Annotated in this window: 18 protein-coding genes; 17 read left to right on the top strand and 1 reads right to left on the bottom strand. The window is 71.9% G+C overall.

The genetic code is table 11. The annotated features are described in order from the left end of the window. Positions 1-105: 105 nt before the first annotated feature. From WMR31_RS17035 to WMR31_RS16975, 13 genes are all read left to right on the top strand, one after another. Complete coding sequence (locus WMR31_RS17035; RefSeq protein ID WP_445321642.1) at positions 106-1,362, top strand: replication-associated recombination protein A; 1,257 nt, start codon at positions 106-108, stop codon at positions 1,360-1,362. Between the two features lie 11 nt (positions 1,363-1,373). Next, positions 1,374-1,913: a hypothetical protein gene (locus tag WMR31_RS17030; RefSeq protein WP_340540070.1), complete on the top strand. Its 540-nt coding sequence runs from the start codon at positions 1,374-1,376 to the stop codon at positions 1,911-1,913. 13 nt (positions 1,914-1,926) lie between these two features. After that, complete coding sequence (locus WMR31_RS17025; RefSeq protein ID WP_340540069.1) at positions 1,927-2,283, top strand: DUF6167 family protein; 357 nt, start codon at positions 1,927-1,929, stop codon at positions 2,281-2,283. Then, the gene (alaS, locus tag WMR31_RS17020) at positions 2,283-4,973 is read left to right on the top strand and encodes an alanine--tRNA ligase (RefSeq protein ID WP_340540068.1); all 2,691 of its coding nucleotides are present in this window, start codon (positions 2,283-2,285) and stop codon (positions 4,971-4,973) included. Before WMR31_RS17025 ends, alaS begins: the two co-directional genes overlap by 1 nt. After that, a complete protein-coding gene (ruvX, locus tag WMR31_RS17015) occupies positions 4,970-5,458 on the top strand; it encodes a Holliday junction resolvase RuvX (protein ID WP_340540067.1) in 489 nt (162 codons plus the stop codon). The genes alaS and ruvX overlap by 4 nt, the downstream gene beginning before the upstream one ends. Next, the gene (gene mltG, locus WMR31_RS17010; protein WP_340540066.1) at positions 5,451-6,635 is read left to right on the top strand and encodes an endolytic transglycosylase MltG; all 1,185 of its coding nucleotides are present in this window, start codon (positions 5,451-5,453) and stop codon (positions 6,633-6,635) included. The genes ruvX and mltG overlap by 8 nt, the downstream gene beginning before the upstream one ends. Positions 6,636-6,666: 31 nt before the next feature. Then, a complete protein-coding gene (locus WMR31_RS17005; RefSeq protein WP_340540065.1) occupies positions 6,667-7,524 on the top strand; it encodes a shikimate dehydrogenase in 858 nt (285 codons plus the stop codon). Beyond that, positions 7,521-8,258 carry a prepilin peptidase gene (locus WMR31_RS17000; RefSeq protein WP_340540063.1) on the top strand — a complete coding sequence of 246 codons (738 nt, stop codon included), beginning with the start codon at positions 7,521-7,523 and terminating at the stop codon, positions 8,256-8,258. Before WMR31_RS17005 ends, WMR31_RS17000 begins: the two co-directional genes overlap by 4 nt. Positions 8,259-8,298: 40 nt before the next feature. Next, positions 8,299-9,477, top strand: coding sequence for a chorismate synthase (aroC, locus tag WMR31_RS16995; protein WP_340540062.1), 1,179 nt, complete (start codon positions 8,299-8,301; stop codon positions 9,475-9,477). Beyond that, positions 9,474-9,977 (top strand): shikimate kinase, encoded by a 504-nt coding sequence (locus WMR31_RS16990; protein ID WP_340540061.1) that lies wholly within the window; start codon positions 9,474-9,476, stop codon positions 9,975-9,977. The genes aroC and WMR31_RS16990 overlap by 4 nt, the downstream gene beginning before the upstream one ends. Further along, a complete protein-coding gene (gene aroB / locus WMR31_RS16985) occupies positions 9,974-11,101 on the top strand; it encodes a 3-dehydroquinate synthase (protein WP_340540060.1) in 1,128 nt (375 codons plus the stop codon). The genes WMR31_RS16990 and aroB overlap by 4 nt, the downstream gene beginning before the upstream one ends. Further along, entirely contained in the window at positions 11,098-11,532 is a 435-nt protein-coding gene (locus WMR31_RS16980) for a type II 3-dehydroquinate dehydratase (RefSeq protein WP_340540059.1), read from the top strand. The genes aroB and WMR31_RS16980 overlap by 4 nt, the downstream gene beginning before the upstream one ends. Positions 11,533-11,926: 394 nt before the next feature. Next, a complete protein-coding gene (locus tag WMR31_RS16975) occupies positions 11,927-12,811 on the top strand; it encodes a hypothetical protein (RefSeq protein WP_340540058.1) in 885 nt (294 codons plus the stop codon). A gap of 13 nt (positions 12,812-12,824) precedes the next feature. Here WMR31_RS16975 and WMR31_RS16970 read toward each other — a convergent pair whose 3' ends face one another. Then, positions 12,825-13,583 (bottom strand): phosphotransferase, encoded by a 759-nt coding sequence (locus WMR31_RS16970; protein WP_340540057.1) that lies wholly within the window; start codon positions 13,581-13,583, stop codon positions 12,825-12,827. Between the two features lie 373 nt (positions 13,584-13,956). Between WMR31_RS16970 and efp the strand changes: the two genes are divergently transcribed. The 4 genes from efp to WMR31_RS16950 are packed head-to-tail and all read left to right on the top strand — an operon-like array spanning position 13,957 to position 17,214. Continuing rightward, a complete protein-coding gene (efp, locus tag WMR31_RS16965) occupies positions 13,957-14,520 on the top strand; it encodes an elongation factor P (RefSeq protein WP_340540056.1) in 564 nt (187 codons plus the stop codon). Between the two features lie 10 nt (positions 14,521-14,530). Further along, positions 14,531-14,944, top strand: a complete 414-nt coding sequence (gene nusB / locus WMR31_RS16960) for a transcription antitermination factor NusB (protein ID WP_340540055.1) — start codon at positions 14,531-14,533, stop codon at positions 14,942-14,944. Positions 14,945-15,001: 57 nt separating this feature from the next. Next, positions 15,002-16,390: a dihydrolipoyl dehydrogenase family protein gene (locus WMR31_RS16955; RefSeq protein WP_340540054.1), complete on the top strand. Its 1,389-nt coding sequence runs from the start codon at positions 15,002-15,004 to the stop codon at positions 16,388-16,390. Continuing rightward, positions 16,387-17,214 carry a DUF1206 domain-containing protein gene (locus WMR31_RS16950; protein ID WP_340540053.1) on the top strand — a complete coding sequence of 276 codons (828 nt, stop codon included), beginning with the start codon at positions 16,387-16,389 and terminating at the stop codon, positions 17,212-17,214. The genes WMR31_RS16955 and WMR31_RS16950 overlap by 4 nt, the downstream gene beginning before the upstream one ends. The last annotated feature ends 92 nt before the right edge of the window (positions 17,215-17,306 follow it).

Genomic DNA, 17,306 nt, shown 5'->3' with positions numbered 1-17,306 from the left:
CCGCCAGCCCCACCCCGCTCGCGCGGGAGTGGGGCTGCTGGTCGTGGCGGTGGTGGCGGTTCGCTGACCGCGACCACCCACGCCAATGCGCCGCTCGCGGTCCGGATGCGACCCCGCACCCTCGACGAGCTCGCCGGGCAGGCGCAGCTGCGCACCCCGGGGTCGCCGCTGCGCCAGCTGATCGAGGGCGACCAGTCGATGTCGCTGCTCCTGTGGGGGCCGCCGGGCACCGGAAAGACCACGATCGCCTCGATCCTGAGCAACCAGACCGGACGCCGGTTCGTGGAGATCTCGGCGGTCTCGGCCGGGGTGAAGGAGGTCCGCGCCGCCATCGAGGCCGCCCGCGCCGACCTGGTCCGCGGTGGCGAGGAGACGGTGCTCTTCGTCGACGAGGTGCACCGGTTCAGCAAGGCCCAGCAGGACGCGCTGCTGCCCGGGGTCGAGAACCGCTGGGTCACCCTGGTCGCCGCGACCACCGAGAACCCGTTCTTCTCCGTGATCTCCCCGCTGCTCTCCCGCAGCCTGCTGCTGCGCCTCGAGTCGCTCTCCGACGACGACGTGCGTGCGGTCATCGACGCCGCCGTCACCGACGAGCGGGGCCTGGCCGGCGCCTACGAGATCGACGACGACGCCGTCGACCACCTCGTGCGCCTGGCCGGGGGCGATGCCCGGCGTTCGCTCACCTACCTGGAGGCCGCGGCCGGTGCGGCCACCTCGCGCGGCTCGTCCCGGATCGACCTGGAGACCGCCGAGACCGCCGTCGATCGCGCCGCGGTGCGCTACGACCGGCAGGGCGACCAGCACTACGACGTCACCAGCGCGTTCATCAAGTCGATCCGTGGCTCCGACGCCGACGCCGCGATGCACTACCTCGCGCGGATGATCGAGGCGGGGGAGGATCCGCGGTTCATCGCCCGCCGCCTGGTGATCCTGGCCAGCGAGGACATCGGGCTGGCCGACCCCACCGCCCTCACCACGGCGGTGGCTGCCGCCCAGGCCGTCCAGCTGATCGGGATGCCGGAGGCCGGGCTCAACCTGGCGCAGGCGGTGATCGCGCTGTCGGTGGCCCCGAAGTCGAACGCGGTGATCAACGCGCTGCGTGCCGCTCAAGGGGACGTACGGGCCGGCAAGGTCGGCCCGGTGCCATCCCACCTGCGCGACGCGCACTACGAGGGCTCGAAGAAGATCGGTCACGGCAAGGGCTACGCCTACAGCCACCACGCGCCGTTCGGCATCGCCGAGCAGCAGTACGCCCCCGACGTCGTCGCGGACGCTGAGTACTACCAGCCCACCGAGTTCGGCGCGGAGTCCTCGATCAAGGAGCGCTGGGAGCGGATTCGGCGCATCATCCGCGGACGATAGAGTCGGACGTCGTGGGTGAGGACTGGAACGTGCCGGCCGTGGTCGTGATCGCGACCGCGGTCCTGGTCGTCCTCGGGCTGGTGGCGCTCGGCGTGGCCCTGAGGCGGGTGGGCCGCGCACTGCGCTCCACGCGGGCGCACAGCGCCGCGGTCGAGGCCGCGCTGGTCGCCCGGATCGACACGCTGGCCGGTCAGGTCGCCGACGTCGAGCGCCGGCTCGCGTCCCAGGCGCGCCGTCCTGTGGACGACTCACCCGAGTACGTGATCACCCGCCTCGGTGACGTGGAGCCCGAGAACGCGCCCGTTCCGGCCGTCGAGGCCCCGGTGTTCGCCGATCTCGTGCTCCGGGAGAGCGCCGTCCAGGCGGCCTCGCTCGCCGCGGGGCTGCGCCGGGCGCTCTCGCCCGAGGTGCGCTTCCGGATCCGCCATGAGATGCGTCGCGAGGTCAAGCGTGCTCGCAAGCAGCGGCGCGCCGAGGTGCGCCGCGCCCGGCGCGAGCAGGGCTCCGCCGGCCCGGTCGACGTCGCCACGTTCGACGAGGATGCCGCATGAGCGTGATTCCAGGATGAGGGGACGTGCACTCTGGTTCGCGGCAGGTGCCGGTGCCGGGGCCTATGTCGTGGTGCGGGCCAAGCGAGCCGCGGAGATCTTCACCGTCGACGGGCTCCGCGACCGGGTCGGCGCCGCCGTCGTCGGCGCGCGGATCTTCCGCGACGAGGTCGCCCAGGGCAAGGCCGACGCCGAAACCGAGTTGCGTCCCCGCCTCGGACTGGCGCTCACTGAGCATGCCGAGCGGCGCGAGCTCACCGCACCCGAGCAGGCTCGAGGTGAGTCGACCGGGCCGCACCCGGGCCGGCCCACAGACCGGGCCACCGACCGACCCACAGACCAACCCACCGAGAAGGAAGCAGGACGCAGCTGATGGACACCGCGGAGATCCGACGGAGGTTCCTCGCGCACTTCGAGCGCGCCGGACACACCCCCGTCCCCTCGGCCTCGATGCTGCTCGACGACCCGAACCTGCTGTTCGTCAACGCCGGCATGGTGCCGTTCAAGCCCTACTTCCTCGGCCAGGAGACGCCGCCCTACGACCGGGCGACCAGCATCCAGAAGTGCGTGCGCACGCCCGACATCGAGGACGTCGGCAAGACGACCCGGCACGGCACGTTCTTCGAGATGTGCGGCAACTTCTCCTTCGGCGACTACTTCAAGGAGCAGGCGATCGAGCTCGCCTGGGACCTGATCACCAAGCCGCAGTCCGAGGGTGGCTTCGGCTTCGCCGAGTCGCTGCTCTACCCCTCGGTGCTCGACGGCGACGACGAGGCCGTGGCCCTGTGGCGCAAGACGACCGGCTTCGACGACGACCGGATCATCCGGCTCGGCCCGAAGGAGAACTACTGGTCGATGGGCGTGCCCGGCCCGGGCGGCCCGTGCTCGGAGATCCTCATCGACCGTGGGCCCGCCTACGGCCCCGACGGCGACTTCTCCGCCGAGGACCGCTACCTGGAGTTCTGGAACCTGGTGTTCATGCAGGACGAGCTCAGCGCGGTGCGGTCCAAGGAGGACTTCGACATCGCCGGCTCCCTGCCCAGGCGCAACATCGACACCGGCATGGGCCTCGAGCGGGTCGCCTTCATGACCCAGGGCGTCGAGAACATGTACGAGATCGACGTGATGTACCCCGTCATCGAGCGGGCGATGGAGCTCACCGGACGCCGCTACGGCGCGGGCGGCGCGGAGGGCCACATCGACGACATCCGGTTCCGGGTGGTCGCCGACCACGTCCGCTCCTCGATGATGCTCATCGGCGACGGCGTGACCCCCGGCAACGAGGCGCGCGGCTACGTGCTGCGCCGGCTGCTGCGCCGCGCGGTCCGCTCGATGCGGCTGCTCGGCTACGAGGACCCCGCCCTGCCCGAGCTGATGCCGATCAGCCGCGACAAGATGGGGGAGACCTACACCGACCTCCACACCGACTGGGACCGGATCTCGCGGGTCGCCTACGCCGAGGAGGAGACCTTCCGCAAGACCCTCCAGGCCGGCACCACCATCTTCGACCTCGCCGCCGACAAGGTGAAGGCCGCCGGCGGCAGCCGCCTCGAGGGCGACCAGGCCTTCGCGCTGCACGACACCTACGGCTTCCCGATCGACCTCACCCTCGAGATGGCCGCCGAGGCCGGCCTGAGCGTCGACGAGGCGGGCTTTCGCACGCTGATGGCCGAGCAGCGCGAACGCGCCAAGGCCGACGCCAAGGCCAAGCGCGGCCAGCACGCCGACACCGGTGCCTACCGCGCCGTCCTCGACGAGCACGGGCCGACCGAGTGGCTGGCCTACGAGACCCTGTCCACCGAGTCCCGCCCGCTCGCCCTCCTGCGCGGCGGCGAGCGCGTCGCGGCGCTGGGCAACGGCGAGGTCGGCGAGATCGTGCTCGACCGGACGCCGTTCTACGCCGAGTCGGGCGGTCAGGCCGCCGACGCCGGCATCATCGAGTTCGACGGCGGCCGGCTCGAGGTCCTCGACGTGCAGCGCCCGGTGCGCGGGCTGGTGGTCCACCAGGTGCGCGTCGTCGACGGCGAGCTTCCCGCCGACGTCGCCGGGGGACTGCACGCACAGGTCGACCCCGAGTGGCGCCTCGGCGCGCGGCAGGCCCACTCCGGCACCCACGTCGTGCACGCGGCGCTGCGTGAGGTGCTCGGCCCCAGCGCGCTGCAGTCCGGCTCCTACAACCGGCCCGGCTATCTGCGCCTCGACTTCGGCTGGACCACCGCGCTGACGCCCGAGCAGGTCCGCGACATCGAGGACGTCTCCAACCGGGCGCTGCGCGCCGACCTCCCGGTCGGCTGGCAGTACATGACCCTGCCCGAGGCCAAGGAGTGGGGCGCGGTCGCCCTCTTCGGCGAGACCTACGACACCAGCAAGGTGCGCGTCGTGGAGATCGGCGGGCCGTGGTCGCGCGAGCTGTGCGGTGGCACGCACGTCGACCACTCCTCCCAGATCGGCACCGTCGTCGTCACCGGCGAGGCCTCGGTCGGCTCGGGCAACCGCCGCATCGAGGCGTTCACCGGGGTCGAGGGCTTCGCCTACCTGGCCCGCGAGCGCGACGTCGTCGGCCAGCTCACCGGACTCCTCAAGACCCAGCCCGACGACCTCGTCGGCCGCGTCGGCGACCTGGTCGAGCGGCTGCGCTCGGCGGAGAAGGAGCTCGAGCGCGCCCGGATGCAGCAGCTGCTGGCCGGCGGGGCCGCGCTGGCCGAGCAGGCCGTCGACGTCGACGGCGTCGCGGTCGTCGCCCGGCGCATCGACGGCGCCGGGGGAGGCGATGTGCGGACCCTCGCCCTCGACGTCCGGGGCCGGCTGCCGCACGACCGGCCCGGCGCGGTGGTGATCATCGGCGTCGCCGACGGCAAGGCCTCGGTGGTGGCGGCCACCACGGAGTCGGCTCGCGAGCGCGGGCTGAGCGCCAACGACCTGGTGCGCGCGGTCGCGCCGTTCGTGGACGGCAAGGGCGGCGGCAAGGCCGACGTCGCGCAGGGCGGCGGCGGCGACGTCACGCGCATCGACGAGGCACTGGCGGCGGTCACCGCGACCGTCTCCGGCGCGGGCAGCCGGTGAGGCACGGGGTCCGTCTCGGAATCGACCCCGGCGATGCCCGGATCGGCGTGGCACGCAGCGATCCCAGCGGCTTCCTCGCGACGCCGGTGGAGACGGTGCGGCGCGGAAAGGGCGACCTGCGTCGCATCCGCGCGGTGCTCGCCGAGCTCGGCGAGGAGACCGGCAGCGGTGTGCTCGAGGTGGTGATGGGGCTGCCCCGCTCGCTCTCGGGCGGTGAGGGACCGGCGGCGGCCAAGACGCGCGAGTTCGCCGATCGGCTGGCGACGTCGATCGCGCCGGTGCCGGTGCGCCTGGTCGACGAACGTCTGACGACGGTCTCGGCGGAGGCTATGCTGCGCGACCGGGGCACCAAGGGCAGCAAGCGCCGGGCGGTCGTGGACCAGGCGGCGGCCGTGCTGATCCTGCAACACGCCCTCGACAGCGAACGAACCACCGGCCAGGCGCCGGGCGAACTGGTGGCACTCGACGAGGAGCCGGATGTCTGAGCACGATCATGGGAACGCCGCGAGCGGCTCCCTCTTCGGGGACTCCTCGGACAGCGGAACCGACCACAGCGGTTCGGGCCATCGCGCGCCCCGTCGACGGTCGGGCTGCCTGCCGATCCTTATCGTCCTGACGCTCATCGTCGTGGGTGGCTTCTTCGTCGTCCGCTCCCTCGACATCTCCAACCCCTTCGCCTCCGAGCCGAAGGACTACGCAGGGCCGGGCGGCGACGCGGTCACCTTCGAGGTGGCTCCCGGCGACAGCATCTCGGTGATGGCCCAGAACCTGCAGGGCCTGGACGTGGTGGCCTCCACCGACGCCTTCGTCGAAGCCGCCAAGGCCAACGACAAGTCCGGCAGCATCCAGCAGGGCCTGTACCGGCTGAAGAAGAAGATGGCTGCCGCCGACGTCGTGAGCCTCCTCGTGTCCGGAGAGACGCGAGGCATGCAGTACACGTTCACGGCCGGGAAGACGGTCAAGGAGATCGTCGACCTGCTCGCCCGCGACACCGAGATCCCGCGCGCCGACTTCGAGGCGGCCCTGAAGGACCCCAAGGCGCTGGGCCTGCCCGCCAGCGCCCACGGCAATCCGGAGGGCTACCTGGCGCCCGGCAGCTACCTGATCTTCGACGACACCAGCGCCGCCTCGATCCTGGCGCAGATGGTGACGGCGTCCAAGCAGCAGATCAAGGAGGCCGGCCTGCCCGCGGCCTCGAAGAAGCTCGGCTACAGCGAGCACGACCTGGTGACGATCGCCAGCCTGATCCAGGCCGAGGGCAGCCTGCTCGACGAGCAGGGCAAGGCCCAGATCGCCCGCGTCATCTACAACCGGCTCGAGACCGAGGGCGATGCCAACCCGAGTCGTGGCTATCTGGCACTGGATGCCACGATCGACTTCATCTACGGCGACAAGGTGGCACGTCGGACCTTCGCGGAGATCGAGGCCGTCGCCGACAACCCGTACAACACCTACAAGCAGCCCGGCCTGCCGCCGGGGCCCATCGCGACGCCGTCGCCGGCGGCCCTGAAGGCCGCGGTCAACCCGGCCAAGGGCCCGTGGTTCTACTACGTCACGGTGAACCTGAAGACCGGGAAGACCAAGTTCGCCACCACTCCGGAGGAGTTCGCCGTCATCGAGGCGGAGCTCGACGCGTTCTGCGACCGGTCGCCCCTGTGCTGACGGCGGCTGCGGGGGTGCGTGCGCGGTGTCGATGAGGTGCGCGGTGCTCGGCGACCCGATCGCGCACTCGCTCTCGCCGGTGCTGCACCGGGCCGCCTACGCCGCACTGGGCCTGGACTGGACCTACGAGGCGATCCGGGTGCCGGCCGGCGGGCTGGCCGACTTCCTCTCCTCCCTCGACGACGCCGACGGGTGGCGGGGGCTCTCGCTCACCATGCCCCTCAAGCGCGAGGTGCTCGACCTGGTCGCCGCCCGCTCGCCCCGGGTCGACCTCGCGCACGCCGCCAACACGGTGGTGTTCGGCAGCGGTGGGTCCGGTGCGTCGCTGGACAACACCGACCTGCCCGGCGCGGCGGCGGCGGTGCGTGAGCGCTTCTCCGGGGACGTCGAGCGGGTGACGATCCTCGGCGCCGGTGCGACGGCGTCCTCGGTCGGCCTGGCGATGTGCGATCTCGGCGCGCGGGAGATCCGGCTGCTGGCCCGCTCGCCCGAGCGCGCGGCCACCACGGCCGCGGCGATCGCGGCCCATGCGTCGGCGCCCACCGTGACTGTCGGTGCTCTGGGACACGATGCGAGGCATGACGCCGACAACGCCGGGCACGACACCGGAGAGGTCCTGGTCTCCACGATCCCGGTCGCCGCCCAGACCCCGGACCTGGTCCGTCGCGCGGTCACCGACTCTGCGGTGCCGGTGGTCTTCGAGGTGCTCTACGACCCCTGGCCCACGCCGCTCGCCGAGGCCGCCGAGGCCGGAGGCCGGGTGCTCGTGAGCGGCCTGGACCTGCTGGTGCACCAGGCCGCGCTCCAGGTCGAGCTGTTCACCGGTGGCACCGCTGCGTTGGAGGTGATGCGCGAGGCCGGTGCGGCGGCGCTCGCGTCCCGCGCATGACCGACGTCCAGGCCGCGATCCTCGCCGGCGTGCTGGCCGGGATCGGCGGCTACCTGTCGCCCCAGCTGGTGCGGCGGCTGCCCGAGCCCGAGCCGCGACCCGAGGAGGAGCTGAGCGAGGCAGAGCGCGCCGAAGGGCCCAAGGAGCGCTACGACGTCCTCGCCGGACTGGGCTGGTTCGCGCCGTCCGCGATGCTCGCCTCGGCGGCGGCCGGCGCCCTGGTCGGCTGGTCGGTGGGCTGGTCGTGGCTGCTGGTCGGCCTGGTGCCGCTGGTCCCCGTGGTCGTGGCGCTGAGCCTCATCGATCTGCGGACCCGGCTGCTGCCCTCGCGGATCGTCCTGCCCACGACCGCCGTGATGCTCGTCCTCGTCGTCCTCCACGCCGCGCTCGTCGCCGAGTGGAGCGACCTGTGGCGTGGCCTGCTCGCCCTGCTGATCGGCCGGTCCTTCTTCTGGCTGCTGTGGCGGATCCACTCGGCCGGGATGGGCTTCGGCGACGTCCGGCTGGCGGCGCTGCTCGGGCTGGTGCTCGGCTATCTCGGGTGGCCGCAGTTCATCGTCGGGATGTACTCCGGCTTCCTGCTGCTGGCCGTTCCGGGCCTGGTGCTGGCCCTGGTGCGCCGCGACCTCGCGGCCCTCAAGACGCAGTTGCCGTTCGGGCCCTTCATGGCCGTCGGCGCCCTCGTCGGCATCGTGTGGGGTGCCTCGATCCTGAGCGGTCTCGCCGGATCGTGACCGGTGCCGAGCCTCGCTGCGGCTCTGGGAGACTTGACCCATGCTGCGCTGGTTGACCGCGGGTGAGTCCCACGGCCCGTCCCTGGTCGCGATCCTCGAGGGCCTGCCGGCCCACGTCGAGGTGACCTCGACCGACATCGCCGACTCCCTGGCCCGCCGACGGCTCGGCTACGGCCGCGGGGCCCGGATGAAGTTCGAGCAGGACCAGGTCACGATCACCGGCGGCGTCCGGCACGGACGCACCCAGGGCGGTCCGGTGGCGATCATCGTCGGCAACACCGAGTGGCCCAAGTGGGAGAGCGTGATGGCCGCCGACCCGGTGTCGGCGGAGGTCTTGGAGTCGCAGGCGCGCAATGCGCCGCTGACCCGCCCGCGGCCCGGGCACGCCGACCTCGCCGGCATGCAGAAGTACGACTTCGAGGAGGCCCGGCCGATCCTCGAGCGGGCCAGCGCCCGGGAGACGGCGGCGCGGGTGGCGCTCGGCCGGGTCGCGGCGAACTTCCTCGAGCAGGCCGTGGGCGCGCGGATCGTCTCGCACGTGATCGAGCTCGGCGGGGTGCGCGCGCCGGCCGGCGTCCTCCCCGAGCCCGACGACGTCGTCCGGCTCGACGACGACCCGGTGCGCTGCCTGGACGCCGAGGCGTCGGCGGCGATGGTGGCTCGCATCGACCAGGCCCACAAGGACGGCGACACCCTCGGCGGCGTCGTCGAGGTGCTGGTCTACGGGCTGCCGCCCGGCCTCGGGTCGCACGTGCACTGGGACCGGCGGCTCGACTCACGCCTGGCCGGAGCCTTGATGGGCATCCAGGCGATCAAGGGCGTCGAGGTGGGCGACGGCTTCGAGCTGGCCGCGACGCCGGGCTCGCAGGCCCACGACGAGATCGTGCCCACCGGCGACGGCATCCGGCGCACATCCGGTCGTTCCGGGGGGACCGAGGGCGGCATGACCACCGGTGAGGCCTTGCGGGTCCGCGCGGCGATGAAGCCGATCGCCACCGTGCCGCGCGCGCTGCGCACCGTCGACGTCGCCACCGGCGAGGAGGCCGTCGCCCACCACCAGCGCTCCGATGTCTGCGCCGTCCCCGCCGCCGGCATCGTCGCCGAGGCGATGGTGGCCCTGGTGGTCGCCGACGCGGTCGTCGAGAAGTTCGGCGGCGACTCGGTCGAGGAGACCCGGCGCAACTACCAGGGCTACCTCGACGCGTTGAGGTACCGGTGAGCGGCCCGGTCCTGGTCCTGGTCGGCCCGCCGGGCTCGGGCAAGTCCACGGTGGCGGCGCTGCTGGCGCGGGCCTACGACGTCGAGGCTCGCGACACCGACGCCGACGTCGAGGCCGCCGAGGGGCGCAGCATCTCCGACATCTTCGTCGACTCCGGCGAGGCACACTTCCGCGCGCTCGAGCGCGAGGCGGTGGCCGAGGCACTCTCGAGCCACACCGGCGTGCTGTCACTGGGCGGGGGCGCGGTGCTCGAGGAGTCGACGCGCGAACGTCTGTCCGGACACCGGGTCGTGTTCCTCCGGGTCGGGCTGAGCGAGGCGGTGCGCCGAGTCGGGCTGGGCTCGGGGCGGCCGCTGCTGTTCGGCAACGTCCGGGCCCGGATCAAGGCGACCTTGGAGGAGCGCGCGCCGATCTATGAGTCGGTGGCCACGCTCACCGTCGACACCGACGACCTGACCCCCGACGAGGTGGCCGCCAAGATCCAGGAGGCGCTCGCATGAACGACCATGCCCCCGACACCGTCCTGCACGTCGGCGGCGACTCGCCCTACGACGTCGTCGTGGGCTACCACCTCGCCGACCGGCTCGGACCGATGGTCGGCGACGCGCTCCGCGTCGCGGTGATCTGCCCCGAGGCGATGTCCGAGCTGGCCGAGGACGTCGCCGCACCGCTGCTGGAGGCCCTGGACGGACGCGAGGTGACGGTGCTCGTCGTCCCCGACGGCGAGGAGGCCAAGACCGCCGAGGTCGCCAACGACTGCTGGGAGGCGCTCGGCGAGGAGGGCTTCACCCGCTCCGACGTCGTGGTGACGCTCGGCGGGGGAGCGACCACCGACCTCGGCGGCTTCGTCGCGGCGTCCTGGCTGCGCGGGGTGCGCGTCGTGCACGTGCCCACCACGCTGCTGGCGATGGTCGACGCGGCGGTCGGCGGCAAGACCGGCATCAACACCGCCGCGGGGAAGAACCTGGTCGGCGCGTTCCACGAGCCCAGCGGCGTCCTGTGCGATCTCGCGCTGCTCGAGACGCTGCCGCGCGACGAGCTCGTCGCGGGGCTCGGCGAGGTCGTCAAGTGCGGCTTCATCGCCGACCCCGAGATCCTGCGCCTGGTCGAGACGGCCGAGCCGGACGACCTCGAGCCGTCGTCCCCGGTGCTTCGCGAGCTGGTGGAGCGCGCGATCGCAGTGAAGATCGACGTCGTGGTCGGCGACCTCAAGGAGGCCGGCGGCTCCGAGGCCACCGGCGCCCACCCGGGCCGCGAGGCGCTCAACTACGGCCACACCCTCGCCCACGCGATCGAGCGGGCCGAGTCCTACGGCATCCGGCACGGCGAGGCGGTCGCGATCGGCTGCGTCTACGTCGCCGAGCTCGCCCACCGCGCCGCCGACCTGCCCGCCGACGTCGTCGAGCGCCACCGGACGGCGTTCGCCCGGGTCGGGCTGCCCGTCACCTACGCCGGCGCGTCGTTCGAGGACCTGCTCGCCACGATGCGGGTCGACAAGAAGTCCCGCGGCGCGGTGCTGCGCTTCGTCGTCCTCGACGACGTCGGCCGGCCGCGGATCCTGGCCGGACCGTCCGAGGAGCACCTGCGCGCGGCCTACGAGGCGATCTCGGGGGTAGCCCCGTGAGCGCCCGCGTGCTGGTGCTCAACGGCCCGAACCTCGGCCGCCTCGGCCGCCGCCAGCCCGAGATCTACGGCACCACCACCCACGACGAGCTCGCCGCCCTCTGCATGGCGTGGGGCGCCGAACGCGGGCTCGAGGTCGAGGTCCGCCAGACCAACCACGAGGGCGACCTCCTCGACTGGCTCAACACCGCCGCCGACGACCAGACTCCGGTCATCCTCAACGCCGCCGCCTGGACTCACTACTCCTATGCCCTCTACGACGCCTGCGCCCAGCTCACCGCCCCGTTGATCGAGGTCCACCTCTCCGCCCCCCTCCAACGCCCCGAGGAGTTCCGCCACACCTCCGTGGTCACCCCCCACGCCCTCGAGGTGATCTCCGGCCACGGCATCGACGGCTACCGGATGGCTCTCGACGTCCTCGCCGGTACCTGAGCCGACCCGGCTGTGGACGAGCCCGGGATACTTTGAGGCGTAATCAACCTTCTCGGGGTGTCTCCAGGTTGATAACGCCTCAAAGTATCCCGGCGCCAGGCGCTCATCCACAGGCAGCGAGACCGCCGGATTAGGTTGCGGACCGCTGGGCGAGACCTTGCGGATGGCGCGGGGAGAGTGGCGACCGACGTGTCGACGTCCGGCCGATCTGGTACGTCCGGTCCGTGTGGGGCGCACGGGGTCGGACGCGGGTCTGACCTGGCGGACGGCGAGCGGGCCGCGGTACGACCGGGTCGGCCGCGCCCTGTATGTGCCGGCTGATCGGCCGGACTCGGTCGAGCAACGGATCCTGGATGCCGCTGCCCCGTTCGAGGGCAACTGGCGGCGAGGGTTCGTGACCGGCTGGGCGGCACTGCGCTGGCGTGGGGCCGCCTACTTCGGGGGAACCGGACCTGCCGGCGACGGGGTCGAGCCGGTGGAGCTCGTCGTCCCGTGCGACACCTCGATCCGCTCACGCGATGCGATCATCACCCGCCGTCGAGCGGTCGGATGCCAGGAGGTGGAGACCGTCGATGGACTCCCGGTCGCCACGACGCAGCGCGCCCTGCTCGACGAGATCCATCGCCGCGACGACCTGTGGTCGGCCGTCCAGGCCATCGACATGACCGCGGCGGCGCGCCTGATCTCGGTCTGGCTGTTCGCCACGTTCCTCGGATTCTGCAACTCGCGCGACGGCGTCCCCCTCGCGCGCGAGGCGGCCTCGCTCGCCGTCGATGAGAGCCGGTCGCCTCGGGAGACCTGGTGGCGGCTGGTGTGGTGTCAGGTCGCACGCCTCGACGAGCCCCTGGTCAACGTGTCGGTCTACGACCGCTCCGGCCGTCTCATCGGGATCCCCGACCTGTTCGACCCCGTGGCCGGTCTGGTGGGGGAGTACTCGGGAGAGATCCACCGCGGCCGTGATCGCCATCGCCGCGACGTCGTCCGGGAGGAGGCCTTCCGGGCGCATGGGCTCGAGTACGTCGAGGCCGTGTCCGGTGACTCGAGAGCCGCGGCCGGCGCAAGGATCCTCGCCACCCGCCGTCGAGCGCGCTTCGCCCCCGAGCGCGGGCGTTCGTGGACCCTGGAGCGTCCGTCCTGGTCTCCGGCCCCCGAGACCCTCGACGAGTATCTGTGGCGCACCGGCCAGGTTCGACGGCTGATCGCCTGTGATTCAGCGCCGGACGCCGATCTGGAAGCCGTCCTGGACGAGTACCGCCGCCGCTCACGCCGAGCCGGGTAGCGGCGTCCCTCGGCTAGAGGTCCCGCAAAGTCGACCGGGCGTTCTCCAGGTGCTGTGCGTAGCCGTCGTCGAGCAGGCGACGGTAGGCCGCGTCGCCGGCAGCCGCCTGCTGCCCCATCGCCAAGACGCGTTCAACGAGCAGCCTGTCGAGCCTGTCGAGGACGTCGTTGAGGTCGTGCCCGCCGTAGGCGTCGAGGAACATCTTCAGCCGCTCGCGACGCCGGGTCGGCTCGCGAAATCCCTCCTTGCGTGCGAGCGCTGGGCTGTGGAGCGGCACCCACGAGAACGCCGTCCAGGCCAGATCGTCGGCACGTGCGACTGGGGCGGCGTTGTCCCAGTCGATGAAGCCGACCAGGTCGCCGTTCCAAACCGCGTTGTAAGGGCCCGGGTCGCCGTGGGCGACGATCAGGCCCGGACGCCACACACCGCCCTCGCGCCACACCGATCCGGGACGGGGCTCGAAGGTCGCGACGGCGCGGTGATAGTCGCGGAGCCAGCGCGCGACCTCGAGCAGAGCGTGGTCTCCGTGCACCCATGCCGGCCACGGGAACTCGGCCCCGACGGTCTCGCCGGGGAGATAGGTCAACTCCTCGCGACCGAGCGCGTCATAGCCGATCACGCGGGGAGCCCCCGCGAAGCCGACTTCGGCCAGGTGGCGCAGCAGGTTGTGCACGGTCGGCGTGTGGGGTCGGGCCACTCGTCGTACGGTGCTGTCGACGAGGTAGGCGCCGAGGTCGCGGCCCCCTTCGAGCCGCTCGCCCGGGTCGTCCACCCGGTAACCATGGCACACCAAATCACGGCGTCACGGCAGCCGTGGTGACGGGGAATCCGTCGACCGCACGCCGCCGAGCCGGGTAGCGGCGCGGCGGGGATAGTTTGAGGCGTCATCAACCTCTCGATGGCCCCCGGAGGTTGATAACGCCTCAAACTATCCCGGCCGACGCCACACCAGTAGCCACGAGCCCCACGAACACGCGTCGGTCCCACCGCTGTCACCGGCACCACCAGCCACACGGACGCCGAATCGGAGCGTCGGGGCGCGGGCCAGTAGACTCCAGCGCTGGTGTCCGGGTCGGTTGGGCCTGCGCACCCCGCGAGTCAGCTCGTCATACAAGTCCCTCGAACAGTGAAGGTGTCGTCTGCGCATGGCCACCACGAACGACCTCAAGAACGGCATGGTTCTCAACATCGACGGACAGCTGTGGTCCGTGGTGGAGTTCCAGCACGTCAAGCCCGGCAAGGGCCCGGCGTTCGTGCGCACCAAGCTGAAGAACGTCGAGTCGAACAAGACCGTCGACAAGACCTTCAACGCCGGCACCAAGGTCGAGACCGCGACGGTCGACCGGCGCAGCATGCAGTACCTCTACAACGACGGCACCTCCTACGTCTTCATGGACACCGACTCCTACGAGCAGCTCGAGATCGGCCCCGACATCGTCGGCAACGCCGCGAACTTCCTCCTGGAGAACCAGGAGGCGGTCGTGGCCACCAACGACGGCCGGGTGCTGTTCATCGAGATGCCCGCCTCGGTAGAGCTCGTCATCACCTTCACCGAGCCCGGCCTCGCCGGTGACTCCGCCACCGGCCGCACCAAGCCGGCCACCCTCGAGACCGGCCACGAGATCCAGGTGCCGCTGTTCATCAACCAGGGCGAGAAGGTCAAGGTCGACACCCGCGACTCCTCCTACATGGGTCGCGTCAAGTCGTGAGGACCCGCTGATGGCCGCCCGTTCCAAGGCGCGGCGCCGGGCACTGGACCTCCTCTACTCCGCCGAGATGCGGGGCGAGACGCCGGTCGAGGCGTTCGATCGGGTCGTCGCGGCCGGCGAGGCACCGACCAACCCCTACACCGAGACGCTGGTGCGCGGTGTCGCCGAGGAGACCTCGCGTCTCGACGAGGTGCTCGCGCAGTACGCCGAGGGCTGGACGCTCGACCGGATGCCCGCCGTCGACCGCAACGTCCTGCGGCTCGGGCTGTGGGAGATGCTGCACGGCGACGACGTCCCGGACACGGTCGCGATCTCCGAGGCCGTCGCGCTGGTGCGCGACCTGTCCACCGACGACTCGCCGAGCTTCGTCAACGGCGTCCTGGGCGCGATCCAGCGCGCCGGCATCGCGCCGCAGGAGAGCTGACCCGCGCCGGCCCCTCGAGGGGGTCGCACCGCGCCCGAGCGGTGACAGACTGCACGTATGGAGACCAGCGCGGCCGACCTGCAGGCCGACGTCGTCGTGATCGGACTCGGCCCCGGTGGTGAGGCGCTCGCCACCGGTGCCGCGAACGCGGGGAAGCGGGTCGTCGCCATCGACCGGCATCTCGTCGGAGGGGAGTGCCCCTACTACGGGTGCATCCCCACCAAGATGATGGTTCGCGCGGCCGGGACTCTCGCCGAGGCGCGCTACGCCGGCGAGCTGGCCGGCGAGGTGACGCTCACCCCGGACTGGACGCCGGTGGCGCACCGGATCAGCGCCGAGGCCACCACCGGCTGGGACGACGAGATCGCCGTCCGCAGGCTCCAGGACGCCGGTGCCGAGGTCCTGCACGGCGTCGCGCGACTGGCCGGACCGGGACGCGTCGAGGTCACCACGCCCGACGGCGAGGTGCGCACGATCGAGGCGGACGACGTCGTCCTCAACACCGGCACGCGGCCGGCGGCCCCGCCGATCCCCGGCCTGGCCGGCACGCCCTACTGGACTAATCGGGACGCCGTCCGGGTCAGCGAGCTGCCGGAGTCGTTGGCGATCATCGGCGGCGGCCCCATCGGCTGCGAGCTCGCCCAGGTCTTCGCGCGCTTCGGGGTGGCGGTGACCCTGATCCAGCACGGCCCACGGCTGCTGCCCGCCGACGAGCCGGAGGCGGCCGACCTGCTCGCCGACGTCCTCGCCGACGATGGCGTCCGCGTCCTCACCTCGGCCACCACCGAGGCTGTCGACTACGCCGGGGGCCTGTTCACGCTCACCGTCGACGGGGAGGAGGTCCCCGTCGACCGACTCCTGATCGCCGCCGGCCGCACTCCCAACCTCGACGACCTCGGGCTCGAGACCGTCGGCCTCGACCCGCACCAGCGCACTCTCGACGTCGACGACCGGATGCGCGTGCCCGGCGCACCCGGCCTCTGGGCGATCGGCGACATCACCGGCCACGGCGCCTTCACCCACGTCTCGATGTATCAGTCGGCGATCGCCCTGCGCGGCCTGCTCGACGCGGAGGGGCCGGCAGCGGCCTACCACGCCGTGCCGCACGTGACCTTCACCGATCCGGAGGTCGGCGGCGTCGGGCTCACCGAGCGTGCGGCTCGTGAGGCCGGCCTGAACGTGCGCGTGGGGCGCGCCGACCTGGGCGCGTCGTCGCGCGGATTCACCCACGGGCCGGGCGGTCGGGGTCTCGTCACGGTGGTCGAGGACGCCGATCGCGGCGTGCTCGTCGGGGCCTGCGTCGTCGGGCCCGCGGGTGGTGAGATCCTCGGGGCGTTGGCCGTCGCCGTCCATGCGGGTGTACCGGTCGACGTACTAGGCACGATGATCTATGCATATCCGACGTTCCATCGGGCGATCGAGACGGCTGTAGGAGGCCTTCGTTGACTCAGGCAGGAAGTTCCGCGCGCGGCGCCGCGCAGAGCGCCAACGACAGCAAGAGCCTGGACTGGCTGGCCGCGGCCGGGTTGGTCGCCTTCGGCGTCGTCCACCTGGTCCTCGGTTGGCTGGTGATCCAGCTGGCGCTCGGAGACCGTGAGGGCGAGGCCTCCAACTCCGGGGCGCTGGCCCAGCTCGCCGAGCAGCCGTTCGGGAAGTTCCTGGTCTGGGCGATCGGGATCGGGATGATCCTGCTGGTGATCTGGCAGGCGATCGAGGCCGCCGTCGGCCACCAGGACGAGGAGGGCAAGAAGCGGATCTTCAAGCGCCTCGCCTCGGCGGGCAAGGCGATCGTGTACGCGGTGATCGCCTACAGCGCGATCAAGATCGCCATCGGCTCCGGCTCGAGCAACTCCGAGAAGGGCACCGACTCCACGACCGCCAAGATCATGGACCTCCCGGGCGGTCAGATCCTGGTCGGGCTGATCGGCCTGGGCATCATCGGGGTCGGGATCGCGCTGCTGGTCCAGGCCTACAGGGAGAGCTACCTCAAGAAGCTCGACGGCGAGGGCAAGTCCGGCAAGACCGGCGACGCCTACCGGTGGTTCGGACGGATCGGGCACACCGCGAAGGGCATCGCCCTCGGGATCGTCGGCGGACTGTTCCTCTACGCCGCGATCAGCCACGAGCCCAAGAAGTCCGGCGGCATGGACCAGGCCCTCACCACCGTGCTCGACCAGCCGTTCGGCCCGGTGCTGCTCATCTTGATGGGCCTGGGCTTCATCGCCTACGGGCTGTTCTGCTTCGCCTGGGCCCGTCACCTCGATCGGTGACCGGCCGGCTCGGCGACCGGTTGGTCTAAGGTCGAGCGGCGCATTCGGCCAGCTCTCGGAGGACTCCATGACGCAGCAACCCTCGGGCCCGC

The organism is Nocardioides epinepheli, assembly GCF_037936805.1.
GTDB lineage: Bacteria > Actinomycetota > Actinomycetes > Propionibacteriales > Nocardioidaceae > Nocardioides.
Note: the sequence above shows the minus strand (reverse complement) of the source record. Positions and strands in the feature narration are given on the sequence as shown.